Annotated in this window: 13 protein-coding genes; 5 read left to right on the forward strand and 8 right to left on the reverse strand. The window is 69.3% G+C overall.

Features of this window, described 5'->3' with window-relative positions; genetic code table 11:
• Window positions 1-19: 19 nt before the first annotated feature.
• A complete protein-coding gene (locus ABT116_RS06840) occupies window positions 20-2,185 on the forward strand; it encodes a RecQ family ATP-dependent DNA helicase (RefSeq protein ID WP_351628856.1) in 2,166 nt (721 codons plus the stop codon).
• 313 nt (window positions 2,186-2,498) lie between these two features.
• A complete protein-coding gene (locus ABT116_RS06845; RefSeq protein WP_351628859.1) occupies window positions 2,499-3,110 on the forward strand; it encodes a hypothetical protein in 612 nt (203 codons plus the stop codon).
• A 289-nt stretch (window positions 3,111-3,399) separates the two neighbouring features.
• Here ABT116_RS06845 and ABT116_RS06850 read toward each other — a convergent pair whose 3' ends face one another.
• The 3 genes from ABT116_RS06850 to ABT116_RS06860 all read right to left on the reverse strand — a co-directional run bounded on the left by ABT116_RS06850 (window position 3,400) and on the right by ABT116_RS06860 (window position 5,614).
• Window positions 3,400-4,029: a hypothetical protein gene (locus ABT116_RS06850; protein ID WP_351628862.1), complete on the reverse strand. Its 630-nt coding sequence runs from the start codon at window positions 4,027-4,029 to the stop codon at window positions 3,400-3,402.
• Window positions 4,030-4,097: 68 nt separating this feature from the next.
• Window positions 4,098-4,799 (reverse strand): ribonuclease HII, encoded by a 702-nt coding sequence (gene rnhB / locus ABT116_RS06855; protein WP_351628863.1) that lies wholly within the window; start codon window positions 4,797-4,799, stop codon window positions 4,098-4,100.
• 194 nt (window positions 4,800-4,993) lie between these two features.
• Window positions 4,994-5,614: a TetR/AcrR family transcriptional regulator gene (locus tag ABT116_RS06860; protein WP_351628865.1), complete on the reverse strand. Its 621-nt coding sequence runs from the start codon at window positions 5,612-5,614 to the stop codon at window positions 4,994-4,996.
• A 189-nt stretch (window positions 5,615-5,803) separates the two neighbouring features.
• Between ABT116_RS06860 and ABT116_RS06865 the strand changes: the two genes are divergently transcribed.
• Complete coding sequence (locus ABT116_RS06865; protein WP_351628867.1) at window positions 5,804-7,351, forward strand: MFS transporter; 1,548 nt, start codon at window positions 5,804-5,806, stop codon at window positions 7,349-7,351.
• Between the two features lie 385 nt (window positions 7,352-7,736).
• On the opposite strand, the gene ABT116_RS06870 is transcribed toward ABT116_RS06865, so the two are convergent.
• The 3 genes from ABT116_RS06870 to ABT116_RS06880 form a co-directional block, all read right to left on the reverse strand.
• Window positions 7,737-8,642, reverse strand: a complete 906-nt coding sequence (locus ABT116_RS06870; protein ID WP_351628870.1) for an ADP-ribosylglycohydrolase family protein — start codon at window positions 8,640-8,642, stop codon at window positions 7,737-7,739.
• 12 nt (window positions 8,643-8,654) lie between these two features.
• The gene (locus ABT116_RS06875) at window positions 8,655-9,314 is read right to left on the reverse strand and encodes a histidine phosphatase family protein (RefSeq protein WP_351628872.1); all 660 of its coding nucleotides are present in this window, start codon (window positions 9,312-9,314) and stop codon (window positions 8,655-8,657) included.
• A 265-nt stretch (window positions 9,315-9,579) separates the two neighbouring features.
• Window positions 9,580-10,185, reverse strand: coding sequence for a YdbC family protein (locus ABT116_RS06880; protein ID WP_053671020.1), 606 nt, complete (start codon window positions 10,183-10,185; stop codon window positions 9,580-9,582).
• Window positions 10,186-10,339: 154 nt separating this feature from the next.
• On the opposite strand from ABT116_RS06880, the gene ABT116_RS06885 reads away from it, so the two are divergent.
• Window positions 10,340-10,873 carry a TerD family protein gene (locus ABT116_RS06885; protein WP_351628875.1) on the forward strand — a complete coding sequence of 178 codons (534 nt, stop codon included), beginning with the start codon at window positions 10,340-10,342 and terminating at the stop codon, window positions 10,871-10,873.
• Between the two features lie 83 nt (window positions 10,874-10,956).
• Here ABT116_RS06885 and ABT116_RS06890 read toward each other — a convergent pair whose 3' ends face one another.
• Both ABT116_RS06890 and nrdR read right to left on the reverse strand, forming a co-directional pair.
• Window positions 10,957-13,848, reverse strand: coding sequence for a vitamin B12-dependent ribonucleotide reductase (locus tag ABT116_RS06890; protein ID WP_351628878.1), 2,892 nt, complete (start codon window positions 13,846-13,848; stop codon window positions 10,957-10,959).
• A 162-nt stretch (window positions 13,849-14,010) separates the two neighbouring features.
• Window positions 14,011-14,571, reverse strand: a complete 561-nt coding sequence (gene nrdR / locus ABT116_RS06895) for a transcriptional regulator NrdR (RefSeq protein WP_351628881.1) — start codon at window positions 14,569-14,571, stop codon at window positions 14,011-14,013.
• Window positions 14,572-15,189: 618 nt separating this feature from the next.
• Between nrdR and lexA the strand changes: the two genes are divergently transcribed.
• Window positions 15,190-15,969 (forward strand): transcriptional repressor LexA, encoded by a 780-nt coding sequence (gene lexA / locus ABT116_RS06900; protein ID WP_351628884.1) that lies wholly within the window; start codon window positions 15,190-15,192, stop codon window positions 15,967-15,969.
• Window positions 15,970-16,220 lie beyond the last annotated feature (251 nt).

A 16,220-nucleotide genomic window follows, 5' to 3' on the forward strand; every position in this document is an offset into this window, starting at 1 on the left:
GTCCTGTTGTATGGAACGTATGGAGCACACGAGCAACGCGGAACTCCGGGCGGCCGCCGACGCCGTCCTCACCCGTCTCGTCGGGGACGTCTCAGGAGAGGCCCGGCTGCGCGAGGACCAGTGGCTGGCGATCGAGGCGCTGGTCGCCGACAGACGCCGTGCCCTTGTCGTCCAGCGCACGGGCTGGGGCAAGTCCGCGGTGTACTTCGTGGCGACCTCGCTGCTGCGGGCGCGGGGCAGTGGCCCCACAGTGATCGTGTCCCCGCTTCTCGCGCTCATGCGGAACCAGGTCGAGGCGGCGGCTCGGGCCGGCATCCACGCCCGGACCATCAACTCCTCCAACACGGAGGAGTGGGACGCCGTTCAGGAAGAGATCGCCGCGGGCGAGGTGGACGTCCTGCTGGTGAGTCCCGAACGGCTCAACAACCCGGACTTCCGTGACCAGGTGCTCCCTCGGCTCGCGGCCGCAACCGGGCTCCTGGTGGTGGACGAGGCCCATTGCGTCTCCGACTGGGGTCACGACTTCCGCCCGGACTACCGCAGGCTGCGCACCATGCTCGCCGATCTCCCGCCCGGTGTGCCGGTGCTCGCGACCACCGCCACGGCCAATGCGCGTGTGACCGCCGACGTGGCTGAACAGCTGGGCACCGGCGGCAGCTCGGACGCACTCGTCCTGAGGGGCCCGCTGGACCGGGACAGCCTGAGCCTGAGCGTGCTGCGCCTGCCGGACTCCGCGCACCGGATGGCCTGGCTCGCCGAGCACCTCGACGAGCTGCCGGGGTCCGGAATCATCTACACCCTCACCGTGGCCGCCGCCGAAGAGGTCACCGCCTTCCTCCGGCAGCGCGGACACACGGTCTCGTCTTACACGGGCAAGACGGAGAACGCCGATCGCCAGCAGGCCGAGGAGGATCTCCTCGGCAACAAGGTGAAGGCGCTGGTCGCCACCTCGGCGCTCGGTATGGGCTTCGACAAGCCCGACCTGGGCTTCGTGGTGCACCTGGGCTCCCCCTCCTCCCCCATCGCCTACTACCAGCAGGTGGGCCGCGCGGGCCGCGGCGTGGCGCATGCCGAGGTACTCCTGCTCCCGGGCCAGGAGGACGAGGCGATCTGGAAGTACTTCGCGTCGCTTGCCTTCCCCCCGGAAGACCTGGTACGTCGCACGCTCGACCTCCTCGCGCACGCGGAGAAGCCTCTGTCGTTGCCGGCCCTGGAGCCCTTGGTGGAGCTGCGCCGCTCCCGTCTCGAGACCATGCTCAAGGTTCTCGACGTGGACGGGGCGGTCAAGCGGGTCAAGGGCGGCTGGATCGCCACCGGCCAACCGTGGGCCTACGACACCGAGCGGTACGCCTGGGTGGCACGTCAGCGTGAGGCCGAGCAGCAGGCCATGCGCGCGTACACGTCGACAACGGATTGCCGCATGGAGTTCCTGCAGCGCCAGCTCGACGACGAGGCGGCCAAGCCGTGCGGTCGCTGCGACAACTGCGTCGGTCCGCGCTTCACCGCCGACACGTCAGAGGAGGCGCTCGACGCCGCACGCGTGGACCTGGGCCGGGCAGGTGTCGAGGTGGAGCCCCGGCGGATGTGGCCCACCGGGCTGCCGGCGATCGGAGTGGAGCTCAAGGGACGCATCCCCGCCGGCGAACAGGCCGCGCCAGGACGCGCGCTGGGACGCCTGTCGGACATCGGGTGGGGCAACCGACTGCGGCCCATGCTCGCGCCCCAGGCCCCCGACCTCCCCGTGCCCGACGACGTGGCCAGGGCGGTGGTGGACGTCCTGGCCGACTGGGCCAAGGGCCCCGACGGCTGGGCCGCCGGCGCACCGGAGGGCCGATCGCGCCCGGCCGGCGTCGTCACCGTCGCCTCGCGTACGCGACCACAGCTGATCAACTCACTGGCGGCGCACATCGCGGAGATCGGCCGGCTGCCGCTGCTGGGCACGGTCGAGTACACCGGCGACGCCTACCCGGGCTCCCGCACCAACAGCGCCCAGCGGCTGAAGGCGCTCGATGGAGCGTTGGCCGTGCCGCCCGCCCTCGCGTCCGCTCTCGCCGGGGCCCAGGGCCCGGTCCTCCTGGTGGACGACTACACGGAGACCGGCTGGACCCTCGCGGTCGCGGCCCGCATGCTCCGACGCTCCGGCGCGCAGGGGGTGTTGCCGCTGGTGCTGGCCGTACAGGGCTGACGGCGTGCGCTGGTTCGGAGCGGTTGTCCCGGCGCACACCTCTGGACGCAGCCCACCGCCATGACGTACGAACGTGTCGTGCTCGAACACCGCCATGGGCGGTCCGGCGACACACACCGTGGGGATATTAGCCGCGCATCATCTGATAACGGTCGGCTGCCGCAATTGCTCGTTGCCGCATTCAAGTTCGACAGGAAGAATTGAGGTCCGCTCCCGCACGGCTCGCCCGCCGCTCCGGTAGGGCTTTGCCGCGGTGCGCGCTCCCAGAATCCGACCCCGCCCGCAGTGTGGGCGCGTAGCCGAAGGGAGGACCGTGACCTTCGGATTCGCTCCGGCCTCGGCAGCGGCGTCGACGTCCGTCGCTTCCGCCAACCGCCTGCTCGAACCCGCGGAATGGGCCGCCGCCGGGATCCCTCTCCTGCGCAACCCCCGCGAGATCGTCAGCGGACTGCACGCCCGGCACCACCCGCAGCCGGCGACCGCTGTCGTCGCCGTGCTCGATCCGGACGAGCGGCTGCGGGCGAGCGCCTCGTTCGTGCGCCGTTCGGCTCCGGCCGACGGCTGGATGTTCCGCAACGCGCTGCTCGCGCAACTGCGTCGGGTCATTCCGCACGATCTGCGCCGCCGGACACCGGTACGCACCGCGGTGCTGCTCTACTGCCGTGAGGGCGACGCGCGTTGGACGGAGGAGGACGGCGCGTGGATGTGGGGGCTGCGCGACGCCTGCACCCTGCACGGGCTGCGCTGCGGGGCGTACATCACGCTGACCCGTGACGGCTGGCAAGTCCTGGGCGAGGGCCGCGGTGGACGTCGCCCTCACTCGGCGTCGGCACCGGAGCCGTTCGCCACGTCGGAGGCACCGCCGCCCATACCCCGCACCGGTGGCGCCTCCGAGGTACTGCGCCGTGCGGCGGCGGCACGCTGAGTCCCGGCCGACCGCTCCGCACGGCCCCGGCATCAACGGCACTTTGCCGCCCGGCACACCGCGATCCCGACGACGGGCAGCATGAACGAGCCCTTTGAATGCTGCTCTGCCCGAACCGCACGCACAGTCGTCCGGCGCAGCCGCAGAGGGCGCACCCCGGACCGCGCTCGGCCACCACACAGACACGGTCTCCCCCTTGCCCGGGCGGGGTGGACCGCCCGCCGTGCGGCACCGCAGCAGCGGCGCCCGGAGTCGCCCCAGCGCCCTGCCGGGCGCTACGGCACCCGGCTCAGACGCCCGCGCCCAGCACCGAGTTGATCCGCTGCGGGTCACCACAGACGATCAGCAGGGCGCCGGCCCGGGAGTGTGCCAGGGACAGGGCGCTCACGGCCGCGGCCTCAGGACCACCGTTGACGGCGACCACGACCACCGGACGCGACGCGGCGCGTTCCGCGATGGTGGCCTCCGTGTAGAAGACGTCGTCGCCCGCGTCATGCTGGGCCCAGTAGGCGGTTTCACCGAAGGACAGCTCGTGGGCGGCCCACGGGTGCTGCTCCCCGGTCGTGATCACCAGGATGTCACCGGGCGCACGACCGGAGTCCAGCAGCAGGTCCACGGCTTCCTCGGCGGCGTCGAGCGCCCCCTCCACGGAAGCCGGGATCAACTGGATCTGCGGGGTGACCGGAGCGGCGGCACCGGCGGCAGGGCCCGACGGAGCGGGCTTGGCGGCCACGTCGCGCGGCGTCCGTTGCACCGGCGGCGCCGGCCGGAGAGGGCCGGGGCGACCGGGACGCGACGGTGCCGCGGGACGGGGGCCTGGTACGGGACGGGGGGTCGGCGCGACTCGGCCGCTGGCCGGAGTGACGCGGGGACCCTGGGCACTCTCGTGAATCTGAGGCTCCTCGGGAATGAGAGGCATGAGTTGATATTTATCAAACGCTAGTACGGCCCGCTTCGGCGGGTGGCGCATGCGCGCGAACGAAACCGTCAGAAATCGAAGCCGAGCTGACCCTCGATCTCCGGAACGCTTCCGTCCGCCCAACTGCGGGCCTTCTTGAGGTGCCGCCACTGGGGCAACGCATCAAGATACGCCCACGACAAGCGGTGGTAGGGGGTGGGGCCCCGCTCCGCCAGTGCGGCCTTGTGCACGGGTGATGGATACCCGGCGTTGTCCGCAAAACCGAAGTCTGCATGGTCGATACCCAGTTCGGCCATCATTTTGTCGCGCTGGACTTTTGCGATCACCGAGGCCGCTGCGACCGCCACGCAGGACTGGTCACCCTTGATCACCGTACGGACCCGCCAAGGGGTACCGAGGTAGTCGTGCTTGCCGTCGAGGATGACGGCGTCGGGACGGACCGGCAGTGCGTCCAGCGCACGCCCCGCCGCGAGCCGCAGTGCGGCCGTCATCCCCAGGGTGTCTATCTCCTCCGGAGAGGCGTGCCCCAGTGCGTACGACGTCACCCAGGTCCGCAGTTCCTCGGCGAGGGCGGTGCGTCGTTTGATGGTGAGCAGCTTGGAGTCCGTGAGCCCCTCGGGCGGGCGGCGCAGTCCGGTGATCGCCGCGCAGACGGTGACGGGACCGGCCCACGCGCCGCGCCCCACCTCGTCGACACCTGCAACGATCTTCGCTCCGGTCGTGGCTCGAAGGGAGCGCTCGACGGTGTGAGTAGGTGGTTCGTACGGCATGGCGCACCTAGATTACGCCGCCCTGAAGCGTCCGCGACACCCCGGTCGGTCACGGCGAGCTCGCCACCCTCGCGAGCTCCCGTCGGGCAGCCTTCAACACGAGCGCGGCGACCGTTCGACGCGAGCACGGCGCACCGTTCAGCGCGACGGTCTCGCACCGGCCCGCAGGAGCAACAGCCCCATCGGCGGGGACGTCAGGAACCGTGCGGCCGCAACAGCGGAACCATCAACTGGTCGATCATCTCCTCGACTTCGCGGTCCTGCCATTCACATCCGCACATCTTGGAGCGATACATCATCATCGCCGGTATGGCGTCGAAGACATAACCGTTCACAGCCTCGGGGCGCACCTCGCCTCGCTTGACACCTCGGTCGACAACCTCGCGCAACATTTCCATGGTGGGCTCCACAACCCCCTCGAAGATCACGGCATGGAAGCGCTCGGCCTGCGCTGTGTCGCACTCGTGAATCACCGAGCGAAGTGCAGAACCCGGACGGGAGAACATCGCGTCACGGGCTCGCAGGCACAGCACCAAGAGGTCATCACGCACGCCCCCTTCGTCCGGGACCGCATCGAACTGCGGCAGCCCGGCACGCAAGGCGTCGGCGACAAGATCCTCCTTGGACGGCCAACGCCGATAGACCGCGGCCTTGCCGGTCTGCGCGCCGGCGGCGACGCCCTCCATCGTCAGGCCGTTCCAGCCGACGGTGCTGAGCTGATCCAGGGCGGCTTCGAGGATGGCGCGTTCGAGTACCGCGCCTCGGCGGCGAGCGGCCGTCCGAGCGGGAGCATCCGCCCAGCTGGGGGTAACCATCTGACTCTCTCCAACGAGCAGAGGAAGCGGGCATTTTCGGGGATGGGGAACGCGCCGGACGGCCACACAAGGGGGACGTGCCGAACGACGACGTCGTAAGTGAACGCTTGCGTTCACTGTCGGGGATTCACTACCGTTGACGCGGCAGTGAACGCCAGCGTTCACTAAAGCACTCGTGGGGGACCCATAGTGACCACCTCTCCATTGCTCCAAGATCACAAGCCAGGCGCGGCACGCCGGGAGGGACGCCCCGGTATCGCGCTCACCGTCATCGCGGCCTGCCAGCTCATGGTGGTACTCGACGCGACGATTGTGAACATCGCGCTCCCGCACATTCAAGACGCGCTCGAGTTCAGCACCACCGACCTCACGTGGGTCGTCAGCTCCTACACACTCACCTTCGGCGGCCTGCTGCTTCTCGGCGGCCGCGCCGGTGACATCCTCGGACGGCGCCGGGTCTTCATGACCGGCATCCTGCTGTTCACCTTCGCCTCGCTGCTCGGCGGGCTGGCCCAGGAGCCCTGGCAGCTGCTGGCCGCCCGGGTCCTGCAGGGGGTGGGCGGCGCGATCGCCTCGCCCACCTCGCTGGCGCTCATCACCACCACGTTCCCCGAGGGTCCGGAGCGCAACCGGGCTTTCGGCGTCTTCGCCGCGGTCTCCGCCGGTGGTGGTGCCATCGGTCTGCTCGCGGGCGGCATGCTCACCGAGTGGCTCGACTGGCGCTGGGTGCTCTTCGTGAACGTGCCGATCGGCGTACTGATAGCCGTGCTCACCCCGCTCTACATCAGCGAGTCCGAACGGCACACCGGCCGCTTCGACGTCGCGGGCGCGGTGACCTCGACCGCGGGCATGGCATTGCTCGTCTACGGCTTCATCCGCTCCGCGGACGAGGGATGGCGGGACGGTTTCACCATCGGGTCCTTCGCTGCCGCCGTGGTGCTGCTGCTGGCCTTCGCAATCATCGAGTCCCGGGCCAAGGAGCCGATCACCCCGCTGCGGATGTTCGCCGACCGCAACCGCTCGGGCACGTACGTGATCATGCTGAGCCTGGCCGCGGCGATGTTCGGCATGTTCTTCTACATCGTCCTGTTCGTGCAGAACGTGCTCGGGTACAGCCCGATCGAGGCAGGGCTCGCCTTCCTGCCCGTGACGGTCGTGATCGCACTCGGCGCGGGCCTGTCGCAGCGGTTCCTGCCGGTGCTGGGCCCCAAGCCCTTCATGCTGGTGGGCTCGGCGCTCGCGATGACCGGACTGGCCTGGCAGGCGCTCATCAGCTCCGACAGCTCGTACGCCGGCGGGGTTCTGGGCCCGATGCTGGTGTTCGGCTTCGGCATGGGGCTGAATTTCGTGACGCTGACGCTCACCGCCGTCTCCGGTGTCGCCCCGCACGAGGCGGGTGCGGCGTCCGGGCTGCTCAACACGACACAGCAGGTGGGCGGATCGCTGGGCCTTTCCATCTTGACGACGGTCTTCGGCACGGCGACCAAGGACGAGGCGGAGAAGCAGCTTCCGAAGTTCATGGCCGACGGATCCGCGGAGCAGAAGGCGGAGTTCGCCAGGACGCAGCAACTGCCCGCGCCGTGGGGGCACGAGGTGCTGGCGCAGGGCATCTCGACGGCCTTCATCCCGGCCGCCGCGATGGCCGTCCTCGCTCTGGCCACGGCCTGGCTGGTGATCCGGGTCCGCAAGAGCGACCTGGAGGCGCTCTCCGGCTCCGCCGGACCGGGCCTCGGCTGATTCCAGGGCGTCACGAACCGGCCCCGGCGGCCCGTCGGCGGACACGACACAAGTTCGCCGACGGACGTCGAGCTGGTTCACGATCAGCTGCGGATGCCCGGGCTGCATGTTGGGAACGGAGGACAAGGCCGGCAGCGTGGCCAACCGCATGCCTTGCACACGAGGCGCGACAGCGTCCCACCAACGGATCCAAGCCGCGAACAGAAACTCCATGGCGCCCCCTCCTTCGCGCTCACCCGGGTGTCCGCCCTCCTTCGCGCTCACCGGGTGTCCGGCGCACACGCGCCTCGACGGCCCGCACAGCGGATATCGGAACAACGGGCGGGCGGTTACGGAGAGTTCCCGAGATATACGGAGAGTTTCCGATGGGTGAGAGTCCTGACACTCAGGCCGACAGGGGCACCCAGTCCGGAAGCGGCTCCGTCCGCTCGACCCAGTCGGCGGGCGGCGTCCCCGCCTTCCCCGAGGCGACCACGCCGCCGACGATGGCGCACGTGGTGTCGACGTCCCCGCCCACCTGGGCAGTCGTCCAGAACGCCCGCTCGTAGTCGCCGAGGCTTCTCGCGGCCGACCAGAGGGCGAAGGGCACCGTGTCGTGGGCGGTCGTACGCCGCCCGCACCCCAGCACCGCCGCGACCGTGCCCGGGTCGTCATAGTCGAGCATGTCCCGGGCCCTGCGGAGTCCCGCGCCCACGGCGCTCTTCGGCACCAGATCGATGACCCCGTCGAGGAGCGCTTCGGCGCCGGGCGGTCCGTCGGGCGCGGCGGCGAACGCGGCCGCCGCGGCGACGGCCATGGCCCCGACGACCGCCTCGCGGTGCTGATGGGTGGTGTAGGCCGAGATCTCCGCCTGATGCGTCGCCTGCTCAGGGTCTCCGGCGTACCAGGCGCCCAGCGGGGCGATCCGCATCGCCGCGCCGTTGCCCCACGAACCCTGTCCCTTGAAGAGCGCGGCGGCGAGTTCCCGCCAGTCGCCGCCCTCCCGGACGAGGCGCAAGAGGCGATTGACGGCGGGACCGTACCCTCGGTCGAAGTCGTGGTGCTCGGCGAAGGAGAGGGCCAGGGCGTCCTGGTCGATGCGGTGGTGGGCGGCCAGGACGGCGACGACCGAGCCGGCCATCTCCGTGTCGTCCGTCCACTGCCACGTCCCGGACGGCACCTCGCGGCGCTTCAGCAGCGGGTAGTTCACCGGCACGAAGTACTGGGAACCCAGGGCGTCCCCGACGGACAGTCCGCGCAGGCAGGCCAGGGCGCGGTCCAGGCGCGCGTCGGGGGAGTAATCAGCGGTCATCGCCCTGCCACTCTATCCGGTGATCTCGTACGGCTCGGGGTCTCGCCAGCGGTCGAAGGGCCGGTCGAGCGTGTACTTGCCGTCGTCCCCCAGAACGAGCATCCGCACCTCGCCGTTCCCCGGGTTCGACAGCGACTCGAACTCCGCGACGGTCCAGTGGAACCACCGCATGCAGAACAGCCGCATAGCCAGGCCGTGCGTGACGATGAGGACGTTCGGCGGGTGGTCCGGGTCCTCGAAGCTGCGGAAGAGGCTCTCCAGGAAGCCCCCGACCCGGTCGTAGACGTCGGCACCGGACTCGCCCTGGGCGAAGCGGTAGAAGAAGTGGCCGTACGCGTCCCGGTAGGCCTTCTGAAGGCGGACCTCGTCCCGGTCCTGCCAGTTGCCCCAGTCCTGCTCGCGCAGCCTGGGTTCCTCGCGCACCCGTATGAGACCGGTGTCCAGGTGGAACGCGCGCAACGTCTCGTGCGTACGGCGGTACGGGGAGACGTAGACGCTGACGCGCTCGTCGCCGAAGAGCTCGCGCAGCTGCTCGCCCGTCGCCTCCGCCTGCCGTCTGCCGCGCCCGGTCAGTGCCAGGGCGTGGTCGGGTTCACGCTCGTAGACGGAGTCATCAACATTGCCCGTTGACTCGCCGTGCCGGACAAGGACGATGCGCCGTGGTCGTGCCATGCCAAGACCCTAGATCGGGTGAGGGCCCGTGGAGGACTCACACCGCGCCCATACAGCGTAGGTCACACGATTCCTGCCCCGCAGATCACTCCGCTCGCACGCTTGTCCGACCGGAACGACGCCCTCCGGCTCTCGGAGTCACACGCCGGGAGTGGCACCCCCGATGTCGCGCCCCCGGAGTCATGCCATCCGGTTACACCCGCCGACGCCGCAAGGAACCACACACCGCTCGCAAGCACCGCCTGGAGACACACACCGCCCGGAATCACACCGTCCAGCTCGACTCCATGTCCACGACGTCCCCGGTGAGCGCCGCCACGTCCGCCTCCGTCTGGGCCCTCAGGGCGAGCCGCTCCACGCGTTCCGTGCGGTACTTGCCGTGCTCGGCGGCCGAGCGCCACATCGACAGCACCATGAACTCGTTCCCGGGTGCCTCGCCGAACAGCCCGCGCACCATGCCGGGCGAGCCGGCCATCGCCGGGTTCCAGACCTTCTCCTGCATCAGCACGAAGTGCTCGGCCCGCGCCTCGTGAATACGGCAGAGCGCCACCCGGAGCAGGTCGGCGTCCGTGAACCGCGGCTCGAAGCCGGTCTTCACGTCGAAGCGGTAGTCGAAGAGTCTGACCTGGGCGTCCTTGAACGTGCCCGCCTGGGACGATGCGAGCCGGTCGTGGGACCGTGCCATGAAGGAGTCGTAGAAGGCACGGCTCTCCCAGAACGCGAAAATGTGCGCCACGTCCGGCCGCCCCCGGCTCCAGCCACCCCCCTGCCCGCGAAACCCCGGCTCCCCCAGAAGCCCCGCCCACTTCCGCTGCCCCCGCTCGAAACCGCGGCGGTCCACCACGGTGCAGCGAATCCACTTGACCAGCACCGCGCCATGGTAAGGCCACGGAGCGTGGCGTCGGTCACTCTCGGCTGGACCGCTCCTCCCCGCACGCGCCCGCGCGCGTGGCAGGATGGACAAACAGTCATGCGCGCCCGGCAGTTGGGCCGGCGGACGGGTCGGTACGGGGAAGGGGACTCTGGTGGACGGGCTCAACAAGGGGCTTCGCAAGGTCGAGATCGCGGTGCGGTGGGATCCCAGCCCGGCGGGACAGCCGTCCACCGACCTGGACCTGGTCGCTGCGACCTACCTGGCGGACGCTCCGCACGGCGATCCCGCATACGTGGTGCACTTCGACAGCCGCTCCCCGGACGGCACCATCACTCTCAATCGGGACAGCAAGGACGGCCAGGGCTTCGGCTACGACGAAGTCATGACGCTGGAACTGGACCGGCTCGACGTCCGGTACGCGCGCGTAGTCGTCGGTGTCGTCATCCAGCAGCGTCCGGCAGAGCGCACTTTCGTCAGTGTGCGCAACCCCGGACTGCGTATCCGCGAGGGGTACACCGTCCTCACGGAGGACGACTTCGGCGGTGTCCTGGGTGCGACCGCGGCGACGGTCGCGGAGTTCGCCAGGGACGGCTCGGGGCCGTGGGACTTCCGCGCCGGCCTCCGTGGTTTCGAGGGCGACCCCGTCGACTTCACCGCGACGATGGGCTCTGCACACCGTCCCTGACGTCGCCACCGACGAGGCACCTACGACAGGAGGGGCACCGCCCGCAGGCGGTGCCCCTCCGTCATCGGCTCAGGTGCTCGGCGTCAGCTGCAGCCGCTGGTCGAGCCGCAGCCCTCGCAGATGTAGCAGGAACCGGCACGCTGCATCTTCGTACCGCAGGAGAAGCACAGCGGGGCGTCTGCCTGAATGCCCAGCTGCATCTCCACCAGTTCGGCACTGGTGTGGGCCTGCTGCGGGGCGGGCTTGACCGCCTCCTCGGCCTTCGGAGCCGAAACGGCCTTCAGCTCCTGGGCGCGCGGCGCCGACTGGGCCAGGCCCTCGACGTCGACCTCGTCGTCGCTCGGCTCGTACGAACCGGTCTCGAGGTGGCGCTGACGCTCCTCGGCGGAGTGGATGCCGAGCGCGGAGCGCGTCTCGAAGGGCAGGAAGTCCAGCGCCAGGCGGCGGAAGATGTAGTCGACGATCGACTGCGCCATCCGCACGTCCGGGTCGTCCGTCATGCCGGCCGGCTCGAAGCGCATGTTGGTGAACTTCGAGACGTACGTCTCCAGCGGCACGCCGTACTGGAGGCCGACGGAGACGGCGATGGAGAAGGCGTCCATCATGCCCGCGAGGGTCGAGCCCTGCTTGGACATCTTGAGGAAGACCTCACCGAGACCGTCGTCCGGGTAGGAGTTGGCGGTCATGTAGCCCTCGGCACCGCCGACGGTGAAGGACGTGGTGATGCCGGGACGTCCCTTCGGCAGACGCTTGCGGACCGGGCGGTACTCGACGACCTTCTCGACCGCGGTACGGATCGTCTCCTCGGCCTTCTCGGTGATCTCCGCCTTCTCCTTCTCCTTGGTCTTGGCGGAGAGCGGCTGGCCGACCTTGCAGTTGTCGCGGTAGATCGCGAGCGCCTTGACGCCGAGCTTCCAGGCCTCGAAGTAGATCTCCTCGACCTCCTCGACGGTCGCCGACTCCGGCATGTTGACCGTCTTGGAGATGGCGCCGGAGATCCACGGCTGGATCGCGGCCATCATGCGGACGTGGCCCATCGGGGAGATGGCCCGCTCGCCCATGGCGCAGTCGAACACCTCGTAGTGCTCGGGCTTGAGACCGGGGGCGTCGATCACGTTGCCGTGGTCGGCGATGTGGGCGACGATCGCCTCGATCTGCTCTTCCAGGTAGCCCAGGCGGCGCAGGGCCTGCGGGACGGTGCCGTTGACGATCTGCATCGAGCCGCCGCCGACCAGCTTCTTGAACTTGACCAGCGCGAGGTCGGGCTCGACGCCGGTGGTGTCGCAGGACATCGCCAGGCCGATGGTGCCGGTCGGGGCGAGCACGGACGCCTGTGAGTTACGGAAACCGTTCTTCTCACCGAGGCGCAGGACATCGCCCCAGGCCTCGCTGGCGGCGGCCCACACCGGGGTGTCCAGGTCGTCCATGCGGACGGCCTTGTCGTTGGCGTCCGAGTGCTGCTTCATGACGCGCTTGTGGGCGTCGGCGTTGCGGGCGTACCCGTCGTACGGGCCGACGACCGAGGCGAGTTCGGCGGAGCGCCGGTACGCCGTGCCCGTCATCAGGGAGGTGATGGCGCCGGCGAGGGCGCGGCCGCCGTCGGAGTCGTAGGCGTGACCGGTGGCCATCAGCAGGGCGCCGAGGTTGGCGTAACCGATGCCGAGCTGGCGGAACGCGCGCGTGTTCTCGCCGATCTTCTGCGTCGGGAAGTCCGCGAAGCAGATCGAGATGTCCATCGCGGTGATGACCAGCTCGACGACCTTCTGGAAGCGCTCGGCCTCGAAGGACTGGTTGCCCTTGCTGTCGTCCTTCAGGAACTTCATCAGGTTCAGCGAGGCCAGGTTGCAGGACGTGTTGTCCAGGTGCATGTACTCGCTGCACGGGTTCGACGCGGTGATCCGGCCGGACTCGGGGCAGGTGTGCCACGTGTTGATGGTGTCGTCGTACTGGATGCCGGGGTCGGCGCAGGCCCAGGCCGCCTCGGCGATCTTGCGGAAGAGTGCCTTGGCGTCGACCTCTTCGATGACCTCGCCGCTCATCCGGCCGCGCAGCCCGAACTGGCCGCCCTGGTCGACCGCCTTCATGAACTCGTCGTTGACACGGACCGAGTTGTTGGCGTTCTGGTACTGGACGGACGTGATGTCGTCGCCGCCCAGGTCCATGTCGTAGCCGGCGTCGCGCAGGACGCGGATCTTCTCTTCTTCCTTGACCTTGGTCTCGATGAAGTCCTCGATGTCCGGGTGGTCCACATCGAGGACGACCATCTTGGCGGCGCGGCGGGTGGCACCACCGGACTTGATCGTTCCTGCGGAGGCGTCGGCGCCACGCATGAAGGAGACCGGGCCGGAGGCGTTGCCGCCCGAGGACAGAAGCTCCTTGGAGGAGCGGATCCGGGAGAGGTTCAGGCCGGCGCCGGAGCCGCCCTTGAAGATCATGCCCTCTTCCTTGTACCAGTCGAGGATCGACTCCATGGAGTCGTCGACGGACAGGATGAAGCAGGCGGAGACCTGCTGGGGCTGCTTGGTGCCGACGTTGAACCAGACAGGGCTGTTGAAGCTGAAGATCTGGTGCAGGAGGGCGTACGCCAGCTCGTGCTCGAAGATCTCGGCGTCGGCGGGCGAGGCGAAGTACTTGTGGTCCTCCCCGGCCTTCCGGTACGTCTTCACGATGCGGTCGATCAGCTGCTTCAGGCTGGTCTCACGCTGCGGGGTGCCCACGGCACCGCGGAAGTACTTGCTGGTGACGATGTTGACCGCGTTCACCGACCAGAAGTCGGGGAACTCGACGCCGCGCTGCTCGAAGTTGACCGAGCCGTCGCGCCAGTTGGTCATGACGACGTCACGACGCTCCCAGGCCACCTCGTCGTAGGGGTGGACCCCAGGGGTGGTGTGGATGCGCTCGACACGCAGGCCCTTGCTCGCCTTGGGGCTCTTGGCGCGGGAACTCCGTGCCGGACCGCTCGCCGTCTCTGTCATGCCGCCTCCCTGTACGGGCGAAAACGCCCTGAAGTGCCCCGTTGTTCCCGGTGCACGATGTTCTGTCTGGTGTTGCGGGCACCCACTCACACGCCCGCAACAGGTCTTCTCACGCCGCCGCCCGGCCGGGCCCGGAGCTGGCTTCCGGGTCCGGCCCGCCGGTCAGTCGGCGGCGCCTGCGGGCTCGGGGACCTGCTTCGTCCCTCCGGGCCCGCGGTCGTCTTCCTGGCTCCCCGCAGCCGCGTCTTCGCGGTCCGGATCGTCGGTATCGGTGTGTCCCGTCTGCGCCCTGAGTTCTTCGATGGCCGCCTCGAAGTCGTCGAGCGAGTCGAACGCCCGGTAGACGGAGGCGAACCGCAGGTAGGCGACGAGATCGAGTTCCTGCAACGGACCGAGTATGGCCAGCCCCACGTCATGGGTGGTCAGCTCGGCGCTTCCGGTGGCTCGCACCGCCTCCTCGACCCGCTGGCCGAGCTGGGCGAGCGCATCCTCGGTGACAGGTCGCCCCTGGCACGCCTTGCGCACACCATTGATGATCTTCGTACGGCTGAAGGGCTCGGTGACTCCGGACCGCTTCACCACCATGAGCGAGCACGTCTCCACGGTCGTGAAACGACGGGAGCAGTCAGGGCACTGGCGGCGCCTGCGGATCGATGTGCCGTCATCGGTCGTACGACTGTCCACGACACGACTGTCGGGGTGCCTGCAGAAGGGGCAGTGCATGAATTCCCAACCCTCCTCACAGCAGACTCAATAGCCTCGCCGGGCATCTTGCGCCCCACGAAGCAGCCCCAAGCATAGGCGATGACCATGAGCCTCGAGACCGGGGGGACCACAACTTCTGGGCTGCTGATGCAATCCAACCACTAGATGTGGGGATTGGCTCATACATCCACACCCATCTCGCGTGTCGCGCGCGTTGGCGCAGGTGACGCCGTCAACCCCTGCCGCACGGGCCCGTTCACCTCGAAGGCGCCGCCGTCGGCGGCTTCGCCAGGGGCGCGGCCACATCCGTTCCTGCACGGCCGTATCGCCGCGACACATGCGGAGATACCGTGGGCGCCGCGAGGAGGGGACGTGGGACTCCCGCACAGATGAGGGCTGGTCCCCGGGTGAGGGAATGCCGGATGGCAGACTGGGGCACAGTCCACGAGGCGATCACCCCGGCGGTGAAGAGTACAGCAATGGGCCCTTTTGCCCGCCAGGTGGTTCGGCCGCCAATACACCCGGACACATGATCGCGTCCGGTGATTCGCGTTTTTTCACTCGAACGTGTGTTTGGCGCAACCTTTCGAAAGCAACTACCGTTGTCCAGCAGGGAGACCATCGAGAGGGGCCGACGTGACCACCACCGCAGACAGTGCCGCCATCGCTGCCCAGGACCGCTCCCAGGGCCGACTGGAGCCGGTGCATGCGATGAACGAAGCCACGAACCCTGAGGGGCAAAAGCGCTCCCTGCCGGGCCGACCTCCCGGCATCCGGGCGGACAGTTCCGGACTCACCGACCGCCAGCGCCGGGTGATCGAGGTCATCAGGGACTCCGTGCAGCGACGGGGCTACCCGCCGTCGATGCGCGAGATCGGTCAGGCCGTCGGCCTTTCCAGCACGTCCTCCGTCGCCCACCAGCTGATGGCACTGGAGCGCAAGGGCTTCCTGCGCCGCGACCCGCACCGCCCGCGCGCATACGAGGTGCGCGGTTCCGACCAGGCCGCCTCGGTGCAGCCCACGGACACCGCGGGCAAGCCCGCCGCGTCCTACGTGCCGCTGGTCGGCCGGATCGCGGCCGGTGGCCCGATCCTCGCCGAGGAATCCGTCGAAGACGTCTTCCCTCTCCCCCGCCAGCTTGTCGGCGACGGTGAGCTGTTCGTCCTCAAGGTCGTCGGTGACTCGATGATCGAGGCCGCGATCTGCGACGGCGACTGGGTCACGGTGCGCCGTCAGCCGGTCGCAGAGAACGGCGACATCGTGGCCGCGATGCTCGACGGCGAGGCCACCGTCAAGCGCTTCAAGCGCGAGGACGGCCATGTCTGGCTTCTGCCGCACAACGCGTCCTACGAGCCTATCCCCGGCGACGATGCGACCATCCTCGGCAAGGTGGTGGCCGTGCTGCGCCGCGTCTGACAGCGCGCACCGCGTCGGGCGGGCCCAGCGGGCCCACCCCTTGACCGGGCCCCGGGACCCCTGCGCCGGTTCCGGGGCCCTGCGCTGTCCGGGGCAGTTGCCGAGCCTCAGGGCCCAGCGGCTCGTGCACGTGGGGGGGGCGGTCGGCGGCTCAGCTCCCAGCCGAGGTGCCGGAGCACCCGGAAGAGCACGCTGTCGTCGCTGTAGGCACCGGCGAGGTTGCCGCTGTCGTCCATCCCGCACCCCCTGCT

It is taken from the genome of Streptomyces sp. NPDC002130, from assembly GCF_040296465.1.
Classification (GTDB): domain Bacteria; phylum Actinomycetota; class Actinomycetes; order Streptomycetales; family Streptomycetaceae; genus Streptomyces.

What these genes read in the sequence shown, in the direction of transcription:
- ABT116_RS06850 (WP_351628862.1), bottom strand. Translation starts at nt 4,029, where the DNA reads ATGCCTCTCATTCCCGAGGAGCCTCAGATTCACGAGAGTGCCCAGGGT.
- ABT116_RS06860 (WP_351628865.1), bottom strand. Translation starts at nt 5,614, where the DNA reads ATGGTTACCCCCAGCTGGGCGGATGCTCCCGCTCGGACGGCCGCTCGC.
- ABT116_RS06870 (WP_351628870.1), bottom strand. Translation starts at nt 8,642, where the DNA reads ATGACCGCTGATTACTCCCCCGACGCGCGCCTGGACCGCGCCCTGGCC.
- rnhB (WP_351628863.1), bottom strand. Translation starts at nt 4,799, where the DNA reads ATGCCGTACGAACCACCTACTCACACCGTCGAGCGCTCCCTTCGAGCC.
- ABT116_RS06890 (WP_351628878.1), bottom strand. Translation starts at nt 13,848, where the DNA reads ATGACAGAGACGGCGAGCGGTCCGGCACGGAGTTCCCGCGCCAAGAGC.
- ABT116_RS06875 (WP_351628872.1), bottom strand. Translation starts at nt 9,314, where the DNA reads ATGGCACGACCACGGCGCATCGTCCTTGTCCGGCACGGCGAGTCAACG.
- ABT116_RS06840 (WP_351628856.1), top strand. Translation starts at nt 20, where the DNA reads ATGGAGCACACGAGCAACGCGGAACTCCGGGCGGCCGCCGACGCCGTC.
- nrdR (WP_351628881.1), bottom strand. Translation starts at nt 14,571, where the DNA reads ATGCACTGCCCCTTCTGCAGGCACCCCGACAGTCGTGTCGTGGACAGT.